The following is a 17,835-nucleotide window of genomic DNA, read 5'->3' as shown; positions in this document are numbered from 1 at the left end:
GCCCTGAGCTGTTTGCCGTTTTCCCGGATCACCGCCCATCGCCCCGCCTGCGGGCTCGTGGCCCTGCCGATCCGCCCTGCATTGCCGAGGTATCCATGACCCCCGACCAAAGGTTCGCCCGCCGGGTGCGGAGCGCCATCGTGGCCTTCGTGCTGCTCTTCGCCTACTTCCTCGCGGCCGACCTGTGGATGCCCATCACCCCCCAGGCCCAGCTGACCCGCCCGGTTCTGCGCCTGGCGCCCCGGGTCAGCGGCCAGGTGCTGGACATCGCCGTGACCAACAACGCCCACGTCGAGGCCGGGCAGTTGCTGTTCCGCCTCGACCCCGAACCCTTCCGCCTCGCCGTCAACGCCGCCGAGCTGGCGCTGGAGCAGGCCGCTCAGGACAACGCCGAGCTCGACGCCAGCCTCGCCGCCGCCCGCGCCGACAAGCTCGCCGCCGAGGCCTCGGCGCAGGAGCTCGCGCGCGAGACCGAGCGCCTCGGCAAGCTGGTGGCCAGCCAGCACGTTTCCCGCCAGTTGTTCGAGCAGACCCAGTCGCAGCGCGCCGCCGCCCGCGCCAAGGTGGCCGCCGCCACCGCACGCATCCACCAGTTGGCCGCCGAGCGCGGCGCGGCGGGCGACGGCAACCTGCGCCTGCGCCAGGCCCGCAACGCCCTCGACCAGGCGCGCCTGCAACTGCAGTACAGCGAAGTCCGCGCCGAGCGCGCCGGCACCCTCAGCAACCTGCAGCTGTCCCCCGGCGCCTTCGTCGCCGCCGGCAGCCCGGTGGCCGCCCTGGTCGCCGATGAGGCCGACGTCAGCGCCGATTTCCGCGAGAAGGCCCTGCGCTACGTGGGCCTGGGCGATGGCGCCAGCGTGGTGTTCGACGCCCTGCCCGGGCGCATCTTCGCCGCGCGGGTCAGCGCCATCGATGCGGGCGTCAAGGAAGGCCAGCTGGACGCCAACGGCGACCTCGCCGCCCCCGCCACCTCCGACCGCTGGGTGCGCGACGCCCAGCGCCAGCGCCTGCACGTGCTGCTCGATGCGCCTCCGGAAGCGCCCCTGCCCAGCGGCGCCAAGGCCACGGTGCAGCTCTACCCCCACGAGTCGCCCCTGGCCGCGTTCTTCGGCCGGGTGCAGATCCGCCTCATCAGCCTGCTGCACTACATCTACTGATGGAGCGCCCGGCCCTCAGCGAGAACGGCCTGCGCCAGTGCCTGCGACTGGCCTGCGGCGGCACCCTCGGATTGTTCGTGTGCAAGCTGATGGACTGGGACAACGGCTCGTTCTTCTGCGTCTACCCCATGCTGCTGCTGGGCCTGGTGCCCACCATCAACGCCCATGTGATCCGCCAGTTCCTCGCCCAGGCGGTGCTGGTGAGCCTGGAGACGCTGGTGATCTACGGCCTGTTCGGCGACCGCCCGCTGCTCATCGTGCCGCTGGTGTTCGGCGCCTTCCTCTGGCGCTTCAGCCTCATGGCGCGCGGCCCGCTGTTCATGTTCGGCGCCCTGGGCTGCGTGTTCCTCTCCATGCAGCTGCACTTCGCCAGCTACCCCGAGACCCATCTCTACGACCTGGTGGCCAGCAACCTGGTGGCCGCCGCGCTGACGGTGCTGGTCGCCTGGCTGATGTTCTTCCTCTTCCCCGACGCCGAACCCCGCGAGCCCCGCGCCGCCGCTCCCAAGGACCTGGCCAGCCAGCGCCACGAGGCCCTGCTCGGCGCCTCGATCGCCACCTTGTCGTTCATCCTGTTCCAGACCTTCGACCTGAAGGATTCGCTGTCCGCGCAGATCGCCTCGATCCTGGTGCTGTTCCCCATGCACTGGAACGGCATCCGCTTCGCCGGACGCATCCGCGCCCTCGGCACCATGCTCGGCTGCCTGATCGCCCTGGTGCTGCAACTGCTGCTCTACGATCACTACGACGTGCTACCGCTCGTCGCCTCGCTGTACTGGATAGCCGCCTTTTTCTGTGCCCGAGTGCACGTATTGGAGGGTGCGCAGGGAATCGGCTTCGGTGCGCTGACAACTTTGGCCATCGTTTTCGGTCAATACCTGACGCCGAGTCACGACATGATGTTCAGCCTGGCCTATCGGCTCAGTTCGGTTTGCGTTGCGGTATTCATCACCCTGCTTGCGGTGTTCGTCCTGCACCGCCTGTTCAACCGTTTTGCAGCCATTCGTCACCAGAGTCATGCCTGACGCCGGCCACTCATGCCCACCGCTTCGTCGTGGGCGTAACGTGACCCGAATACGCGAAGGCAGGCTATGGGCCGGATGGAAAACTTCGAGGAAACACCCAGCGAGCTGGAAAAGCTCACCCTGGCACTGCTGCACAGCCGCGGCGAGGTGGAACGCCTGCGCGAACGCGAACTGCTGTTCAACAGCCTGCTGGGCAGCGTCAACGCCGTGCTCTGGGCCTTCGACTGGGACGAGCAAAAGATCATCTACGTCAGCCCCCACTACGAGCGCATGTTCGGCCGCCCGGCCGAGCTGCTGATGGTGGACTTCAACGAGTGGCGCAACTGCATCTACCCCGATGACGTCGAGTACGCCGCGCGCAGCCTCGCCGAGGTGCTCACCAAGGGCGCGGTGGAGGTGCGCGAGTACCGCATCATCCGTGGCGACGGCCAGGTGCGCTGGCTCAGCGACAAGTGCTTCGTCAGCCGCCAGGGCCAGGCCGGACAGAGCACCCTGGTGGTGGGCATCGCCGAGGACATCACCGAGAAGAAGACCCTGGAGGCCGAGCTGCAGCGCCTGGCCACCACGGACGTGCTGACCGGCACCAGCAACCGTCGGCACTTCTTCGAATGCGCCCAGCGCGAGTTCGACGTCGCCGAGCGCTATGAACGGCCCCTGGCCTTCCTGCTGCTGGACATCGATGACTTCAAGAAGATCAACGACACCTACGGCCACCAGGTCGGTGACCTGGTGCTGCAGCGCATCGCCCAGTGCGGTGCCGGCGCCCTGCGGCGGGTCGACCATTTCGGGCGCATCGGTGGCGAGGAATTCGCCGCCGTGTTCCCCGGCTGCGACCCGGCCCAGGCCCTGCAGGTGGCCGAGCGCCTGGAGCGCGAAGTGCAGCGCCTGTCGTTCAGCGCCGCCGGCCAGATCTTCAGCGTCACCCTCAGCCAGGGCCTGACCACCCTGCGCCCCGGCGACACCCTGGAACAGCTCTACGCCCGCGCCGACGAAGCCATGTACACCGCCAAGCGCAGCGGCAAGAACCGCATCGTCCAGGTCTAGCCACCCGGGCGATCCGGGGTTCGTGCCGTAGGGGCGGCTTCAGCCGCCAAGCGGGCCGCAGGCCCGCCCTTCGGAATCCATGGGACCGCTATGCGGTCCTTGGGCGAATGAATTCGCCCCTACAGGTTCATCGCCACCACGGTCCACCCTGCGCCCCCATTCTTCGCGCTCGCCCTACGGCTGGAACGGCGACTCGCTGAGGATCACCCCCGTCTCGTCCACATAGCGCTGCCAGGCCGCGATCAGCCCGGCCAGCGCTTCCGGCCGCTCCTGGGCCAGGTCGTGGATTTCCCCCGGGTCCTTCTCCAGGTCGTACAGCTGCCAGGTTTCCGGCCCCACCGGCGCGGGGATGTACACCGCCTTCAGGTGCCCCTGGCGGATGGCGCGCATGCCGAACAGCTCCCAGCCGGTGGCCGTCTTGCCGTCGTGCACCTGGGGCGTCTCGCCCGAGAGGTAGCCCAGCCAGGAGCGCCCGCGCACCGGCGCCACCTCGCGACCGCGCCAGCGGGTGCCCGGGTGGCGCACGCCGGCCAGGTCCAGCACCGTCGGGGTGATGTCCATCACCGTGGCGAAGGCGTGGCTCACCTGCTTCTGCCGCCGCAGCTGTGGATAACGCACCAGCGCCGGCACGCGGATGCCGCCCTCGGTGGTGAAGGCCTTGTACAGGCGCGACGGCGCCGTGGCCGCCTGGGCCCAGCGGGGCCCGTACCACACGTAGGAGTTGGCGCGGCCGATGTTCTCCAGGCTGTTGTCGTAGTGCTGGTCGAGGAAGCTCTTCAGGTTCGGGCCGAACTTGGGGAAGGCCTCCAGCAGCGCGCCCTCGGCGACGTTGTCGGACATGAAGAGGATGAAGGTATCGTCCTCCAGGCCCTGCTGGCGCAGGTAGTCCAGTACCCGGCCGATGTTCCAGTCCATGCGCTCCACCATCGCCGCATAGACCTCCATGGTCCGCGCCGACACCTGGCGTTCCGCCTCGCTCAGCGCGTCCCATTCGGCGCTGATCGCCCGCACCGGGTGCGCTTCCACATCCGCCGCCACCAGGCCCAGCGCCTTGAGCTTCTCCAGGCGTTCCAGGCGCAGCGCCTCGGGCCCGGCGTCGTAGCGGCCCCGGTAGTTATCCACAACCTCGGCCGGCGCCTGCAGCGGCCAGTGCGGCGCCGAGAAGGGCAGGTAGGCGAAGAACGGGCGGCTCTGGTCGCGCTCCTTCAGGTACTGGATCAGCCGGTCGGCGAAGGCGTCGGAGGAATAGAACCCCTCCGGCAGCTGCTCGATGAAGCGGTCGTCTTCCACATACAGCGCTGGCGTCGCCTTGAGGATGCCCGGCGTGGTCTCGTCGTAGGGTGGCTCGTAGCCATAGTGGTTGGCCGCCCCCGGCAGCAGCGAGAAGGAGCGCTCGAAGCCCCGCGCATGGGGCGCCCGCTCGGCGGTCAGGCCCAGGTGCCACTTGCCGGACATCAGCGTCTGGTAGCCCGCCTCGCGCAGCAGCTCCGGCAGTGCCACCACACGGTCGTTGAGGTAGCCCTCGTAGCCCGGCTTGCCGATCAGCTCCGGCGTCAGCGCCTCGGCCATGGTGCCGATGCCGGCGATGTGGTGGTCGGTGCCGGTGAGCAGCATCGAGCGCGTCGGCGAGCAGGTGGGCGCGGTGTGGAAGTCGGTCAGGCGCAGGCCGTCGAAGGCCAGGCGGTCCAGGTTCGGCGTGGCGATCTCGCTGCCGAAGGCGCCCAGGTCGGAGAAGCCCAGGTCGTCGGCGACGATGATCAGGAAGTTCGGGCGTTTGCTCATGGAGGCTCCAGGGTCAGAGGGCGATGGATTCGAACGGCAGGTCGGCCAGCCGGGGCGGCTGCGGCGGGCGGTAGTCGCCATCGCCGGTGAGCTGGTGCAGCAGCGCCTCGCGCACCTGGTGGAAGTCATGGCCGGTGCGCTGGCGCGGGCGCGGCAGGTCGATCGGCACCACCTGCTTGATGCGCCCGGGGCGGGGCGCCATCACCACCACGCGGTCGGCCAGGTAGATGGCCTCCTCGGCGTCGTGGGTGACCAGCAGGGTGGTGATGCGCTGGCGCGCGCGGATGGCCAGCAGCTCGTCCTGCATCTGCTGGCGGGTCAGCGCATCGAGGGCGCCGAAGGGCTCGTCCAGCAGCAGGATGCGCGGGCTCGCCACCAGCCCCCGGGCGATGGCCACGCGCTGGGCCATGCCGCCGGAGAGCTGGTGCGGGTAGGCCCCCTCGAAGCCGCCCAGCCCCACCAGCTGCACGAACTGGTGGATGCGCCGGGCGCGCTCGCCCTGTTCCAGTTTCTCGTTGACCAGGCCCAGGCCGATGTTCTGCGCCACCGTCAGCCAGGGGAACAGGCGGTGCTCCTGGAACACGATGCCGCGTTCGCCACCGATGCCGCGCACCGGCTGGCCGTCCACCTCGATGCGGCCGTCGAAGGCGGTGTCCAGGCCCACCAGCAGGCGCAGCAGGGTGGATTTGCCGCAGCCGCTGGAGCCGACGATGGCGATGAACTCGCCCTCCTCGATATCCAGGCTGAAGTCCTGGATGGCCTGGAAATCCTGGCCATCCACCTCGAAGACCTTGCCGACCCCGGCGAAGCTCACGGTGGGCGGGGGCGACAGGGGCTGGTTGGCCGCCTCCACGGCGTTGCGGTTGAAGGCGTTCATGCGGTTCTCCAGCGCGTCGCGCGCGCTTCGATGCGTTGTCCGAGGTTGCCCAGCAGGGCGCCGACCAGGCCCACCAGGACCATGGCAGCCATCACCTGGTCCATGCGGAACAGCTGCTGCGCGCCGAGCATGTAGCTGGCGATGCCGCCGTCCGAAGGCATGAAGTACTCGGCACCGATGGTGCCCAGCCAGGCGTAGATCAGCGCCAGGCGCAGGCCGGCGAAGATGGCCGGTGCGGCGCCCGGCAGCACCAGCAGGCGCAGGCGCTGGCCCAGGCCGAGGCGCATCACCCGCGCCGCCTCGCCGAGCTGCGGCGAGAGGCCGGCGACGCCGCGCTGGGTGGCGATGAACAGGGGGAAGAAGGCGGCCAGGGCGACGAAGGCCAGCTTGGCCGCCTCGCCGAGGCCGAACCAGGCGGTGAGCAGCGGCACCCAGGCGAAGATCGCCACCTGGCGCAGGGCCGAGAGGCTGGGCCCGGCGATGCGCTCGGCGCGGTTCGAGAGCCCCAGCAGCAGGCCCAGCGCCAACCCCGCGCCGCCGCCCAGCGCCAGGCCTGCCACGGTGCGCTCGAGGCTGGCGCCCATGGCCTTCGGCAGGCTGCCATCCAGCAGCCCCTGGTGCAGGGCGCGCAACACATCGAGCGGGGAGGCGAGGATATTGGCGTCGACCCAGGCCAGGGCGCTGCTGGCCTGCCACAGGGCCAGCAGCGCCAGGGGCAGCAGGGCCGCCTGCAGCCGTTGCCAGCCATGCAGGCGCGGACCGCGCGGGCGCTCGGCGGTGGCCGGGTGGGGCCAGAACAACAGCAGCGAATCGAGGCGGTTGATGCCGCGATCCATCAGTGCGCCCACCAGGCCGATCACCAGGATGCAGACGAACACCAGGTCGAGCATGAACAGCTGGCGGCCCCAGACCATCAGGTAGCCGATGCCCTCGCTGGAGGCCAGCAGCTCCACCGCCAGCAGCGAGGTCCAGCCGGTGGCCAGGGCCAGGCGCAACCCGGCCATGAAGGCGGGCAGGGCGGCCGGAAGCACCAGGCGCCAGGCCAGAAGGTGCGGCGGCAGGCGCAGCACCGCCGCCGCCTCGCGCAGGCGCGGCTGGGCGTCACGCACGCCAACCAGGGTATGCAGGGTCACCGGCACCACCACGGCCTTCACCAGCACCACCAGCTTGAGGGTTTCGCCGATGCCGAAGAACAGCATGAACAGTGGAATCCAGGCCAGGGTCGGAATCTGCGCCAGGGCCACGAAACTCGGGTAGACCAGCGCCTCGGCCCGGCGCGACAGGCCCAGCCAGGCACCGAGCAGCACCCCGCCGGCGACACCGGCGAGCAGGCCGATGCCGAGGCGCTGCAGGCTTATCCACAGGTGCGCCCAGAGTTCGCCGGAACCGAATTCCAATGCGCTCTGCCACACCAGGGCGGGGGCGGGGAGGATCTGCTCGGACATCCAGTGGTGCCTGGCGGCCAGCCACCAGAGCAGGAACAGCCCGATGGGCAGCAGCCAGGGCAGGGCCCGGTCGAGGATGCCGGCGCCGATGGCCGGCAGATGGAGCCGGGCGGGAGGCCGCAGGCTCGGCAGCGTCTGGATCTTGCTCATCGGTGTCTCCCGGCGCCAGGGCTCTAACGTTATTTCCGTGTGAAATATAAAATCTGAAAATCCATTTATTTATGGATAAGAGGCGTCATTAGATAGGGAAGGGGCCGGAGAGCGGCAAATGCCTTTGCCGAATATTTTTTATGCATTTCCTGCATAGCGCGCTGGAAGCCGCTGTGGTCCTGATTTATGCGTTTCAGTCATTAAAAAATGAATTTTTAGTATTTAATTTCGATTTCCTCCTGTGCCTATCTGGCGCTCTCACCGAACCCTCGCGCAGGAGCGCCCATCCATGAAAACCCTGATCAACAGTGTCCTCGGGCTCTTCGCCCCCACTCTGCTGGCGGGCGTGCTCGGCGCGGCTCCGCTGCTCGCCCAGGCGGCCGAGGCACCCAAGGAAATCCGCATCGCCGTGCCCGACCTCAGCGCCGGCAGCGAACACAGCGGCGGTGGCGTGGTGGACGTGCTGCGCAGCCGGCAGATCCTCGAACAGGAATTCGCCAAGGACGGCATCGAGATCCAGTGGCGCTTCTTCAAGGGCGCAGGTCCCGTGATCAACGAAGCCCTGGCCAACGGCCAGGTGGACTTCGCCTACCTCGGCGACCTGGCCGCCATCATCGGCAAGGCCAGCGGCCTCGACACCCGCCTGCTCAGTGCCACCGCCCGCGACGTGAAGAGCTACCTGGGGGTGGTGCCCGGCTCGGGGATCAAGACCCTGGAAGACCTCAAGGGCAAGCGCGTCGCGGTGTTCCGCGGCACCGCCAACCAGCTGTCCTTCGCCAACGCGCTGGCCAGCCGCGGCCTGTCCGAACGCGACTACAAGGTGATCAACCTCGACTTCAACGCCGCCAACGCCGCCCTCGCGGCCAAGCAGGTGGATGCCTCCTGGGGCCTGGCCGGGCTCATCGCCCTGCGTGAGAAGGGCCTCGCCGAACTGCCGCTCAGCACCCGCGACCTGGGCGGCGCCGGCAGCACACAGGCGGTGCTGGTAGGCACGGGCGCCTTCGTCCGCGACTACCCCGAGGTCACCGCGCGCCTGGTCAAGGCCCAGCAGCAGGCGGTGACCTGGCTGCGCGACGAAGACCACAAGCAGGCCTACGTCGAGCTGGTCTCGCGCCTGGCCAGCTACCCGCCGGTGATCCTCGGCACCGACCTCAAGGACGACAGCTTCAAGGACATCTTCGACCCGCAGCTGGACCCCGCCTTCCTCGCCCGCCTGCAGAATGGCGTGGACTTCGCCGCCGAACAGCGGCTGATCCGCAAACCCTTCCAGGTGAGCGACTGGGTCGAGCCGCGCTTCCTCGATGCGGCGCTGAAGGAGCCGGTGCAGGCATCGCGCTGAGCCGTCCGGGCGACTGAAGTCGCCCCTACAGAGAAGCTTGAACCGTGCGTAGGTTGGACGTCGCTCTTCACGTCCACCAGCGGAGTTGCGAGTGGCCCCGATGGTGGACCGATGAAGCGTGGTGCACCCTACATTCCGGGATACCTCGTGCCTCTTCGCGAATGAAGTCGCTCCCACAGAAGAGCCAGCCCGTAGGATGGGTAGAGCGCAGCGAAACCCATGCTGTCCGGCCCGCTGCGTGCGACCTGGGTGAATGAATTCGCCCCTACAGAAGAGCCGGCGGAGTCGCGGGTGGCCTCGAGGGTGGACCGATGTGCACCGTGCCTCGCCGAGGGGCTGTCAGGCGATGCGCCGGGCCTCTGCGGCCTCGGCGCCGTCCAGTTCGACGACGATTTCGATCAGCGCGCGCGCCGCCGGGGAGAGGCGGTAGCCGGTGCGGGTGACGATGCCGCAGCGGGCGGAGAGGCTTTCCAGGTTCTCCGGCAGGTTGCGAAAGCGCAGCAGCTCCAGCTCGCCGCTCTCCAGCAGCGGTGCCAGGGTCTCCAGCATGCCCACGCCAATGGCGTCGGTGCGGCGCACCACCTGCATCAGCGCGGGCACATGCTCGCATTCCAGGTTGAGGGTGAAGTCGGCCTTGCCGCTGAAGCCTGCCAGCAGCTTGCGGATGCCCGCCGGCAGCCGCGTGGCGGCCAGCGGGTAGTCGAACATGTCGTTGGTGGAGAGGCTTTCCTTGGCCAGCAACGGGTGCCCCCGACGGCAGAAGAAACGCCCGTTGCGCGGAGTCAGTTCGCGGGTCTGGAAGTTGGGGTCGATCTCGAACTGGCGTATGTCGGCGATGAAGAACTCGATCTCGTCGCGGGCCAGCAGGCGGCCCAGGGTTTCCCAGTTGTTCACTTCGAAACGGGTGTTGATGCGCGGATGGCGGGCGATGAACTCGGCCAGGGCGTCGGGCACCAGCTTGGCCGCCGGCGCCGGGCCGCAACCGAAGTGCAGCTCGCCGGCATCCAGCTTGGTCATCTGGTCGATCTCCCGAGCCAGGTTGCTCGCCCCCTGCACCAGGCGCAGGGCGTGCTGCAGCACCACCTGGCCTTCCGGCGTGGGGCGCAGGTCCTTGTTGCCCCGGTCGACCAACTGGCAGCCGAAGGCCTGCTCCAGGCCCTGGATGCTGCGGCTGAAGGCCGGCTGGGTGATGCCCATGGCATCGGCCGCGCGGACGAAGCTGCGGTGTTCCACGAGGGCGATGAAGTAACGGAGTTGGCGCAGGTCCATCATGCTTTACCGGCATCGAAAATATAGGTCGAAGGCATTTGCCCCCATCTGGGTGCTGGTTTTAAATGCAGGCTCTTATTCCGTCAACGAAGCTTGTTTAGATAAATAAGATTAAAAAGGAATAAGTATATGGCCCAGCCCGAAGGGGGATACCCGATGACCACGCCAGCACGATTTCCCGCCCTCGCCATGACCCGGCTCCTCGCGCCGCTCATGTGCGCCTGTCGCTGACAGCCGGACCCTGAGCCCGGCGGCCATCCAAGCCGCCTGACGCTCCCCCGAACACACGCCGCCCCGACCGTCGCCCTGCGTGCGATGCGGGCCCGCTCCGCCCGGAAAAAGCCGGGCCCCGAACAAGGATCGCCCCATGTGCCAACGCCGTACCGCCTTCCCCTCGCCCCTCGCCCGACCGCTGGCGCTGCAGCGCCTGGCCGCCGTGGACTATGCACTGACCCTGCTGCTGGCCCTTGGCGCCGGTAGCGCCTGGGCCGCCGAGGGCAACACCGAGCAGCAAGTGGACAAGGATGTCGCCCTGCAGAAGGTCACCGTCACCGCCCGCCGCCGCGAGGAAGACGTGCAGGACGTGCCCACGCCCATCACCACCCTCAGCGGCAGCGCCCTGGAGACCCAGCGCATCTACAAGGTGCAGGACCTGCAGCAGGTGCTGCCCAGCGTCAACGTCGCCTTCATCCATGCCCGCCAGTCCAGCGTCGCGGTGCGCGGCATCGGCAACAACCCGGCGAGCGACGGCCTCGAAGGCAGCGCCGGGGTCTACCTCGACAACGTCTATCTCGGTCGCCCGGGCATGGCGGTGTTCGACCTGCTGGACATCGAGCAGCTGGAACTGCTGCGTGGCCCCCAGGGCACGCTGTTCGGCAAGAACACCACCGCCGGCGTGCTCAATATCAGCACCCGCGCACCCACCTTCAGCCCCGAGCGCACGGTGGAGGTTTCCGGCGGCCAGGACGGCTACTTCCAGGCCAAGGGCACGGTCAACGGCGCCCTCACCGAAACCCTCGCCGCGCGCCTGTCGGCCTACCGCACCCGTGACGACGGCTTCATCAAGAACATCCACGACGGCAAAGACCTCAACGGCGGTGCACGCCAGGGCGTGCGCGGGCAGTTCCTCTTCGAGCCCAACGAGGACTTCAGCCTGCGCTGGATCAACGACTACAACGAGGAGGATTCGAGCACCGGCACCATGGTCGTCTACGGCGCGCCGGCCCGTTACTGGCAGCGCGCGGCCCTGGCGGGTGCCTCGCCGGTGCGCGACCCGGACGACAGGAAGGTCAACATCGACGGCCGCCAGAACGTCAGCGTGCACCAGGGCGGCAGCTCGGTGGAGGCTAACTGGAGCCTCGCCGGCGGCTACAAGCTGACCTCCATCAGCGCCTACCGCTACTGGCACTTCACCCCGGCCAACGACGAGAGCCTCAACGTGCCGGCGCTGCTCAACACCGGCGTGGAAGTGCACGACCGCCAGTTTTCCCAGGAGATCCGCCTGGCCTCGCCCACCGGCGGCGCCTTCGACTACGTGGTCGGTGCCTACGTGTTCAACCAGAACCTGGGCAACAAGACCTTCACCGACTACGGCTCCCGGGCCGACCTGTTCCTGCTCGGCGCCAACCTGGGCGCCATCAACAACGTCAGCACCAAGGCCAACGGCAAGATCGAGACCGACAGCTACGCGCTGTTCGCCCAGGGCACCTGGCACCTCACCGACCGCCTCGACTTCACCGCCGGCCTGCGCGGCACCTACGAGGAAAAGGACGCCAACGTGCAGCGCTTCGCACCGGTCGGTGGTGCGGCGGTGACCGGCCAGGCCGCCGCCATCCGCGCGGCGCAACTGGGGGCCTATGACTCGGGCGACCTCGGCCTGCACAACGCCGCGCCCTCCTTTTTGCTGAACCTGGCCTACAAATTCGACGACGACCTGCTGGGCTACGCCTCCCTGGCCCATGGCGAGAAATCCGGCGGGGTGAACCTGGCCGTGGGCTCGGCCCCGGTGGCCGGCGCCGACTCGCTGCTGGTCGGCCCCGAGCGCGCCAACGATGCCGAGCTGGGCTTCAAGAGCACGCTGCTCGACCGCCGCCTGCTGCTCAACGCGAACCTGTTCTGGACCGGCATCCACGGCTACCAGGCCACCACCCTGTACCAGGCGCCGGGCTCCCCCAACGTCGTGCAGGTGCTGGCCAACGCCGGCAGCGTGCGCTCGCGCGGCCTGGAGTTCGAAGCCACCGCGCTGCCCGTGCGCGGCCTGACCCTGAACTTCAACGGCTCCTACAACGACGTCACCTACCTCAGCTTCAAGGACGCCCCGTGCCCCGGCGAGGTGAGCACCGCCCCCGGCGCGCCGGCCACCTGCGACCTTACCGGCGAACGCGTGGTCGGCGCCTCGAAATGGATCGCCAACCTCAGCGGCGAATACAAGTGGCAGCTGGAGAACCGCATCGAGCCCTACCTCACCGCCAGCTATTCGTACCGTTCCGAGGCCGAAGGCACCCTGGACAACTCCGACCTTTCCAAGATCGACGGCTACGGCCTGGTCAACCTCTCGGCCGGCGTGCGCCGCGACCTGGGCGACGGCCAGGTGGACGCCTCCATCTGGGTGCGCAACGCCACCGACACCGACTACTACCTGAGCGCCTTCGCCTACCTGAACGGCGCCTACACGGCCTCGGTGGGCGCCCCGCGCACCGCCGGCGTCTCCCTGCGCTACGACTTCTGACCCCCAGCAGCACCCACCCAACGCGAGGACCGCACCATGAGCAACGCAGCACTGGCCAGCCAGCAGCCCGATATCCAGCTGGACATCCACCCCATCGCCGGGCGCATCGGCGCCGAGATCCGTGGCATCAGCCTCTCCGCCGAGCTGGACGCCGCCACCGTGGACGCCATCCAGGCCGCCCTGGTCCGTCACAAGGTGATCTTCTTCCGTGGGCAGACGCACCTCGACGACCAGGGCCAGGAGGCCTTCGCCAAGCTGCTCGGCGACCCCGTCGCCCACCCCACCGTGCCGGTGCGCGAAGGCACCCGCTACCTGCTGCAGCTCGACGGCGCCGAAGGCCAGCGGGCCAACTCCTGGCACACCGACGTGACCTTCGTCGACGCCTACCCCAAGGCCTCCATCCTGCGCAACGTGGTGGCCCCGGCCGCCGGCGGCGACACCGTCTGGGCCAACACCGCCACCGCCTACGCCGACCTGCCGGGCGAACTGCGCGAGCTGGCCGACAAGCTCTGGGCCATCCACAGCAACGAATACGACTACGCCGGCGTGCGCCCCAACGCCCCGGTGGAAAAGCTGGAGGAGTACCGCAAGGTGTTCACCTCCACCGTCTACGAGACCGAGCACCCGGTGGTGCGCGTGCACCCCGTCAGCGGCGAACACAGCCTGCTGCTGGGGCATTTCGTCAAACGCCTCAAGGGCCTGTCCCAGTCCGACTCGGCGCACATCTTCGCCGTCCTCCAGGGCTACGTGACGCGCCTGGAGAACACCGTGCGCTGGCGCTGGCAGCCCGGTGACGTGGCCATCTGGGACAACCGCTCCACCCAGCACTACGCCGTCGACGACTACGACACGCAGCCGCGCATCGTGCGCCGCGTGACCCTGGCCGGCGACGTGCCGGTGGGCATCGACGGCCAGCGCAGCCGCACCACCCGCAAGGGCTGACGCGAGGCGTGCGGCGGGCCTTCGCGGATGCGCGGGCCCGCCGAGCCATCCCACCCCATGACAGGAGACCGACCATGACCCTGGCCACCCACACCCAGGCAGAACCCGCCGCACCGTTGCACCACGACGCCCCCTTCGCCATCACGCCCCTGGCCGCGCCCCTGGGGGCGGTGGTCAGCGGCCTCGACGCCACCCGCATCACCCCCGCCCAGGTGCTGGCCCTCAAGCAGGCCCAGCGCGAACACCACATCCTGCTGTTCCGCGACCAGCACCTGGACGACGCCCAGTACCTGGCCTTCGCCACCCACTTCGGCGCGGTGTTCCAGCCGCCGGCGGACATCCCGGTGCTGTCCTCCGGTGTCGACGGCAAGGCGCCGGAGATCGTCAAGGTGGCCAACACCGAGGACGGCGAACTGGGCAACACCGCCATCCCCGCCCACGCCGACCACCACTGGACGCCGACGCCGTCCTCCGGCTCCTTCCTCTACGCGCTGGAAGTGCCCTCCAAGGGCGGCGAGACCCGCTTCACCAACCTGGCCCTGGCCTATAGCGCGCTGGACGAGGCCACCCGCCGCGAGATCGACCCGCTGCGGCTGATCACCTACAACCCCTTCATCCGCCTCAAGAGCGGTGGCTACAACGGCGGCTTCGTCACCTACCGCACGCCGGATATCCCCGCCATCCAGGGCACCGAGCACCCGCTGGTGCGCACCCACCCGGAAAGCGGCAAGCGCCTGCTGTTCCTCGGCGTGCACACGGAAGTGGAAATCCCCGGCGCCGACCCCGAATACGGCAAGGCGCTGATCGGCCGCCTGCGCGAGCACCTGGAAAACCCGCGCTTCCACTACGCCCATGCCTGGCGCGCCGGCGATATCGTCTGGTGGGACAACCAGGCCGTCCTCCACGCCCGCAACGGCTTCCCCGCCACCGAAAAACGCCGCATGAAGCGCATCAGCCTGAGCGGCAGCCGCCCGTTCTGATCCCTCCGCCCCGCCAGCCTCCACCCTGTGGAAGCCAATCCGTTCGCGAAAGGGCCCGACGCCAATGCGTGGGGCCTGGTGCAGGATCGATCCGTGCGATGCCGGAATGAACCTGTAGGGCGGCTCCGGTCGCCAAGCGGTGCGCCGCATCGCCGTCCCCCACCGCTTTCAATGCCTTCCCGGCATATTTTCGATGCCTACAAAGCATTCGAAATTAAAAATCCTTATTTTTCATGAGTTTATAAATTTATATTCCATTAGGTAATTAATGAATCATTAAAAATTACTTTATGGGATAAGCCGCAAAACCAATCATTTCCCCGTGGCCGACCGCTCTGGAATGGCCCTCATGCAGCTCCTCAGCTGCCCTCCGATCACTTTCCGGTGCACAGGCCGGATTTTTTCCAACCGGGAGTCTTGCCGATGGGCAATGTCCTCAAAGCCGACAGCGCGAGCGACCTGCTGTGGCGTGAAGCGCGCAGCCCTGGCGAAGTGCGTGACCTCGGCGTGCCGCTGCGCCATGCCCTCGGCGCGTCGCGCTTCAAGGGCCGCGACGGTCGTGTGCTCGGTCGTCGCGAAGCGCTGTTGCTGAGCGCCTTCGCCCTGGTGCTGCATGCCGGCGTTCTCTACTGGGTGAGCAACAAGCCCACTCCGGCGCTGCCCGAGGTGCCGCCCGAGATTCCGCCCATGACCATCGAATTCACCACGCCGGCACCGCCCGTGGTGGAACCGCCGCCGCCCGAGCCGCCACCGCCTCCGGTCGTCGAGCCGCCGCCCCCCGTGGTGGAGGAGCTCGCGGTCAAGCCGCCGCCGCCCAAGCCGGTGCCCAAGCCGAAGCCGAAACCCGTGCCCAAGCCGGCACCCAAGCCGGTGGAGGCACCGCCCCCGCCGCCCAAGGTGGAAGCGCCGCCCGCGCCCCCGGCACCCCGGCTCCACCCGCGCCGGCACCGGTCACGCCGCCCTCGGCCAACGCCGGCTACCTGCGCAACCCGGCGCCGGAGTACCCCTCCTTCGCCCAGCGTCGCGGCTGGGAAGGCACGGTGCTGCTGCGGGTGCACGTACTGGCCAGCGGCTCGCCCAGCGAGGTGCAGATACAGAAGAGCAGTGGTCGCGACCTGCTCGACGAGGCGGCGATCAAGGCCGTCAAACGCTGGACCTTCGTACCCGCCAAGCGCGGCGACGTGGCCCAGGATGGCTGGGTCAGCGTGCCCATCGACTTCAAATTGAACTGAACAGATTCGCGCCCCGGCGCACTTGGAGGATCGCAACATGGACCTACTCAACAACCCCTTCGGCTCGGTCGAGCACCTCGTCATCTGGCTGCTGATCGGCTTCTCGGTCGTCACCTGGGGCCTGGCCCTGGTCAAGGGCATCCAGTTCGCCCGTCTCAAGCACCAGGACCGCAAGTTCCAGAAGCTGTTCTGGAGCGCCACCAGCCTGGACAGCGCCGCCGACCTGGTGCAGGACCACGCCGGTGCCGTCGCCCACGTGGCCCAGGCCGGTTTCGCCGCGATCCAGGTGCAGGGCGGCCAGCCCGGCGACCTGAGCCAGGCGATCAACCACCAGGACCGCCTCGAGCGCGCCCTGCGCCAGCAGATCCAGCGTGAGCGCCGCTCCCTGGAATCGGGCCTAGCGGTGGTCGCCTCCATCGGCTCCACCTCGCCCTTCATCGGCCTGTTCGGCACCGTGTGGGGGATCATGGAAGCGCTCAAGGGCATCAGCCTGGCCGGTTCCGCCAGCCTGGAAACCGTCGCCGGCCCCATCGGCGCGGCGCTGATCGCCACCGGCGTCGGCATCGCCGTCGCGGTGCCCGCGGTACTGGTCTACAACTATTTCCTGCGCAGCCTCAAGCTGACCGCCGCCGACCTCGACGACTTCGCCCACGACTTCTACAGCCTGGCCCAGAAGAGCGCCTTCAAGGTCATCGTCAACCCTGCCGCCGGCAAGCAGGGCGCCGCTCAGAAAGTGAAGGAGGCGTCCTGACATGGCCTTCTCCACACAAGACAGCGACGAAGTTCTCTCCGAGATCAACGTCACCCCGCTGGTGGACGTGATGCTGGTGCTGCTGGTGGTGTTCATCGTCACCGCGCCGCTGCTCACCAACGCCATCCCGATCAACCTGCCGAAGACCGAAGCGGTCGCACCGCCGGACCAGAAGGACCCGCTGGTGGTGAGCATCGACGGCGAAGGCAAGCTGTTCATCAACAAGGACGAGATCCAGCCGGACCTGCTGCAGGGCAACCTGGAGGCCGCCAAGGCCAAGGACCCGGAGCTGCGTGTGCAGCTGCAGGCGGACGACAAGGTCGACTACGGCGCGGTGGCCAAGGCCATGGCCTCCATCGAGCGCGCCGGGATCACCAAGCTGGCGGTGATCACCGCCCGCTGAGCATTTGGCCACCCGCCTTCAGGCAGGGGGAGGGTGGCCTTTTTTATTCGAGGACGCGCAATGACCACCCTGTTCATCTCCCCGGGCGCCTGCTCGCTGGCCTGCCATGTCGCGGTGCGCGAGCTGGCGCTGCCGATCCAGGTCGAGCGCGTGGCCTTGCGCACCGCTGATTCGCCCATCCACGCCATCAACCCGCTGGGCCGCGTGCCGGCCCTGCAACTGGACGACGGCACCGTGCTCACCGAGAACAGCGCGATCCTCCCGTACCTCGCCGACCTGGTGCCGGGCACGCCGCTGTTCGCTCCGGCCGGCAGCGTCGAGCGCGCGCAGATCCAGGGCTGGCTCGGCTACCTGGCGGCGGAGGTGCACGCCGCCTCCTTCCGCCCGCTGAACCGCCCCGAACGCTACTCCGCCGATACCGGCGCCCACGACGGCATCCGGGTGCAGGCACGGGTGCAGCTTTATCGCGCCTTCGAACATATCGAGCGCCACCTCGAGAACCGCACCTGGCTGGTAGGTGAGCGCTTCACCCTCGCCGACGCCTACCTGGGCGTGTTCAGCCTGTGGCTCGGTCGCATCGGCGGCGAGTTCGAGCAGCTCACCGCCGTGGCGCGCCTGCGCCAGGCCTTCCTTGGCCGGGCTGCGGTGCGTGAGGCGCTGGGGGTCGAGGGGCTGGCCTGAAAGAAGCCGCACCGATAGATGATCGGAGCG

14 protein-coding genes and 1 pseudogene are annotated in these 17,835 nt (G+C 68.5%); 11 read left to right on the top strand and 4 right to left on the bottom strand.

The annotated features are described in order from the left end of the window. Positions 1-95: 95 nt before the first annotated feature. From PHLH3_RS29355 to PHLH3_RS29345, 3 genes are all read left to right on the top strand, one after another. The gene (locus tag PHLH3_RS29355) at positions 96-1,157 is read left to right on the top strand and encodes an HlyD family secretion protein (protein ID WP_213627199.1); all 1,062 of its coding nucleotides are present in this window, start codon (positions 96-98) and stop codon (positions 1,155-1,157) included. Further along, complete coding sequence (locus tag PHLH3_RS29350) at positions 1,154-2,182, top strand: DUF2955 domain-containing protein (protein ID WP_213630737.1); 1,029 nt, start codon at positions 1,154-1,156, stop codon at positions 2,180-2,182. The genes PHLH3_RS29355 and PHLH3_RS29350 overlap by 4 nt, the downstream gene beginning before the upstream one ends. A 75-nt stretch (positions 2,183-2,257) precedes the next feature. Beyond that, on the top strand, positions 2,258-3,226 hold the full coding sequence (locus PHLH3_RS29345) for a sensor domain-containing diguanylate cyclase (RefSeq protein WP_213630735.1): 969 nt from the start codon (positions 2,258-2,260) through the stop codon (positions 3,224-3,226). 174 nt (positions 3,227-3,400) lie between these two features. Here the strand turns inward: PHLH3_RS29345 and PHLH3_RS29340 are convergent, their stop codons facing one another. Genes PHLH3_RS29340 through PHLH3_RS29330 form a run of 3 tightly spaced genes read right to left on the bottom strand, consistent with a single transcriptional unit; the run spans position 3,401 to position 7,528 of the window. After that, complete coding sequence (locus PHLH3_RS29340) at positions 3,401-5,008, bottom strand: arylsulfatase (protein ID WP_213627197.1); 1,608 nt, start codon at positions 5,006-5,008, stop codon at positions 3,401-3,403. A 13-nt stretch (positions 5,009-5,021) separates the two neighbouring features. Further along, complete coding sequence (locus tag PHLH3_RS29335; RefSeq protein ID WP_173176969.1) at positions 5,022-5,885, bottom strand: ABC transporter ATP-binding protein; 864 nt, start codon at positions 5,883-5,885, stop codon at positions 5,022-5,024. Beyond that, the gene (locus PHLH3_RS29330; RefSeq protein ID WP_244863105.1) at positions 5,882-7,528 is read right to left on the bottom strand and encodes an ABC transporter permease subunit; all 1,647 of its coding nucleotides are present in this window, start codon (positions 7,526-7,528) and stop codon (positions 5,882-5,884) included. Before PHLH3_RS29330 ends, PHLH3_RS29335 begins: the two co-directional genes overlap by 4 nt. 241 nt (positions 7,529-7,769) lie before the next feature. Between PHLH3_RS29330 and PHLH3_RS29325 the strand changes: the two genes are divergently transcribed. Then, positions 7,770-8,819 carry an ABC transporter substrate-binding protein gene (locus PHLH3_RS29325; RefSeq protein WP_213627193.1) on the top strand — a complete coding sequence of 350 codons (1,050 nt, stop codon included), beginning with the start codon at positions 7,770-7,772 and terminating at the stop codon, positions 8,817-8,819. A gap of 339 nt (positions 8,820-9,158) precedes the next feature. On the opposite strand, the gene PHLH3_RS29320 is transcribed toward PHLH3_RS29325, so the two are convergent. After that, positions 9,159-10,088: a LysR family transcriptional regulator gene (locus PHLH3_RS29320; RefSeq protein ID WP_173176962.1), complete on the bottom strand. Its 930-nt coding sequence runs from the start codon at positions 10,086-10,088 to the stop codon at positions 9,159-9,161. 367 nt (positions 10,089-10,455) lie between these two features. On the opposite strand from PHLH3_RS29320, the gene PHLH3_RS29315 reads away from it, so the two are divergent. The 7 genes and pseudogenes from PHLH3_RS29315 to PHLH3_RS29285 all read left to right on the top strand — a co-directional run bounded on the left by PHLH3_RS29315 (position 10,456) and on the right by PHLH3_RS29285 (position 17,805). Continuing rightward, entirely contained in the window at positions 10,456-12,816 is a 2,361-nt protein-coding gene (locus PHLH3_RS29315) for a TonB-dependent receptor (protein ID WP_213627191.1), read from the top strand. Positions 12,817-12,852: 36 nt separating this feature from the next. Then, positions 12,853-13,758 (top strand): TauD/TfdA family dioxygenase, encoded by a 906-nt coding sequence (locus PHLH3_RS29310; RefSeq protein ID WP_213627190.1) that lies wholly within the window; start codon positions 12,853-12,855, stop codon positions 13,756-13,758. Between the two features lie 74 nt (positions 13,759-13,832). Further along, on the top strand, positions 13,833-14,738 hold the full coding sequence (locus tag PHLH3_RS29305; RefSeq protein ID WP_213627188.1) for a TauD/TfdA family dioxygenase: 906 nt from the start codon (positions 13,833-13,835) through the stop codon (positions 14,736-14,738). Positions 14,739-15,161: 423 nt separating this feature from the next. Further along, positions 15,162-15,970: pseudogene (locus PHLH3_RS29300) on the top strand (energy transducer TonB). Positions 15,971-16,007: 37 nt separating this feature from the next. Next, entirely contained in the window at positions 16,008-16,721 is a 714-nt protein-coding gene (locus PHLH3_RS29295; RefSeq protein ID WP_111264622.1) for a MotA/TolQ/ExbB proton channel family protein, read from the top strand. Between the two features lies 1 nt (position 16,722). Further along, the gene (locus PHLH3_RS29290) at positions 16,723-17,124 is read left to right on the top strand and encodes a biopolymer transporter ExbD (protein WP_111264621.1); all 402 of its coding nucleotides are present in this window, start codon (positions 16,723-16,725) and stop codon (positions 17,122-17,124) included. Between the two features lie 60 nt (positions 17,125-17,184). Continuing rightward, on the top strand, positions 17,185-17,805 hold the full coding sequence (locus tag PHLH3_RS29285) for a glutathione binding-like protein (protein WP_213627186.1): 621 nt from the start codon (positions 17,185-17,187) through the stop codon (positions 17,803-17,805). The last annotated feature ends 30 nt before the right edge of the window (positions 17,806-17,835 follow it).

Origin of the sequence: Pseudomonas sp. Pc102 (assembly GCF_018408275.1) — a bacterium.
GTDB classification, from domain to species: Bacteria; Pseudomonadota; Gammaproteobacteria; order Pseudomonadales; family Pseudomonadaceae; genus Metapseudomonas; species Metapseudomonas tohonis.
This window is presented reverse-complemented; position numbering and strand designations above follow the sequence as displayed.

Bases quoted from the DNA above. Each gene is read 5' to 3' on its own strand.
- PHLH3_RS29355 (WP_213627199.1), top strand. From the start codon at position 96: ATGACCCCCGACCAAAGGTTCGCCCGCCGGGTGCGGAGCGCCATCGTG.
- PHLH3_RS29345 (WP_213630735.1), top strand. From the start codon at position 2,258: ATGGAAAACTTCGAGGAAACACCCAGCGAGCTGGAAAAGCTCACCCTG.
- PHLH3_RS29340 (WP_213627197.1), bottom strand. From the start codon at position 5,008: ATGAGCAAACGCCCGAACTTCCTGATCATCGTCGCCGACGACCTGGGC.
- PHLH3_RS29335 (WP_173176969.1), bottom strand. From the start codon at position 5,885: ATGAACGCCTTCAACCGCAACGCCGTGGAGGCGGCCAACCAGCCCCTG.
- PHLH3_RS29325 (WP_213627193.1), top strand. From the start codon at position 7,770: ATGAAAACCCTGATCAACAGTGTCCTCGGGCTCTTCGCCCCCACTCTG.
- PHLH3_RS29320 (WP_173176962.1), bottom strand. From the start codon at position 10,088: ATGGACCTGCGCCAACTCCGTTACTTCATCGCCCTCGTGGAACACCGC.
- PHLH3_RS29315 (WP_213627191.1), top strand. From the start codon at position 10,456: ATGTGCCAACGCCGTACCGCCTTCCCCTCGCCCCTCGCCCGACCGCTG.
- PHLH3_RS29310 (WP_213627190.1), top strand. From the start codon at position 12,853: ATGAGCAACGCAGCACTGGCCAGCCAGCAGCCCGATATCCAGCTGGAC.
- PHLH3_RS29305 (WP_213627188.1), top strand. From the start codon at position 13,833: ATGACCCTGGCCACCCACACCCAGGCAGAACCCGCCGCACCGTTGCAC.
- PHLH3_RS29295 (WP_111264622.1), top strand. From the start codon at position 16,008: ATGGACCTACTCAACAACCCCTTCGGCTCGGTCGAGCACCTCGTCATC.
- PHLH3_RS29290 (WP_111264621.1), top strand. From the start codon at position 16,723: ATGGCCTTCTCCACACAAGACAGCGACGAAGTTCTCTCCGAGATCAAC.
- PHLH3_RS29285 (WP_213627186.1), top strand. From the start codon at position 17,185: ATGACCACCCTGTTCATCTCCCCGGGCGCCTGCTCGCTGGCCTGCCAT.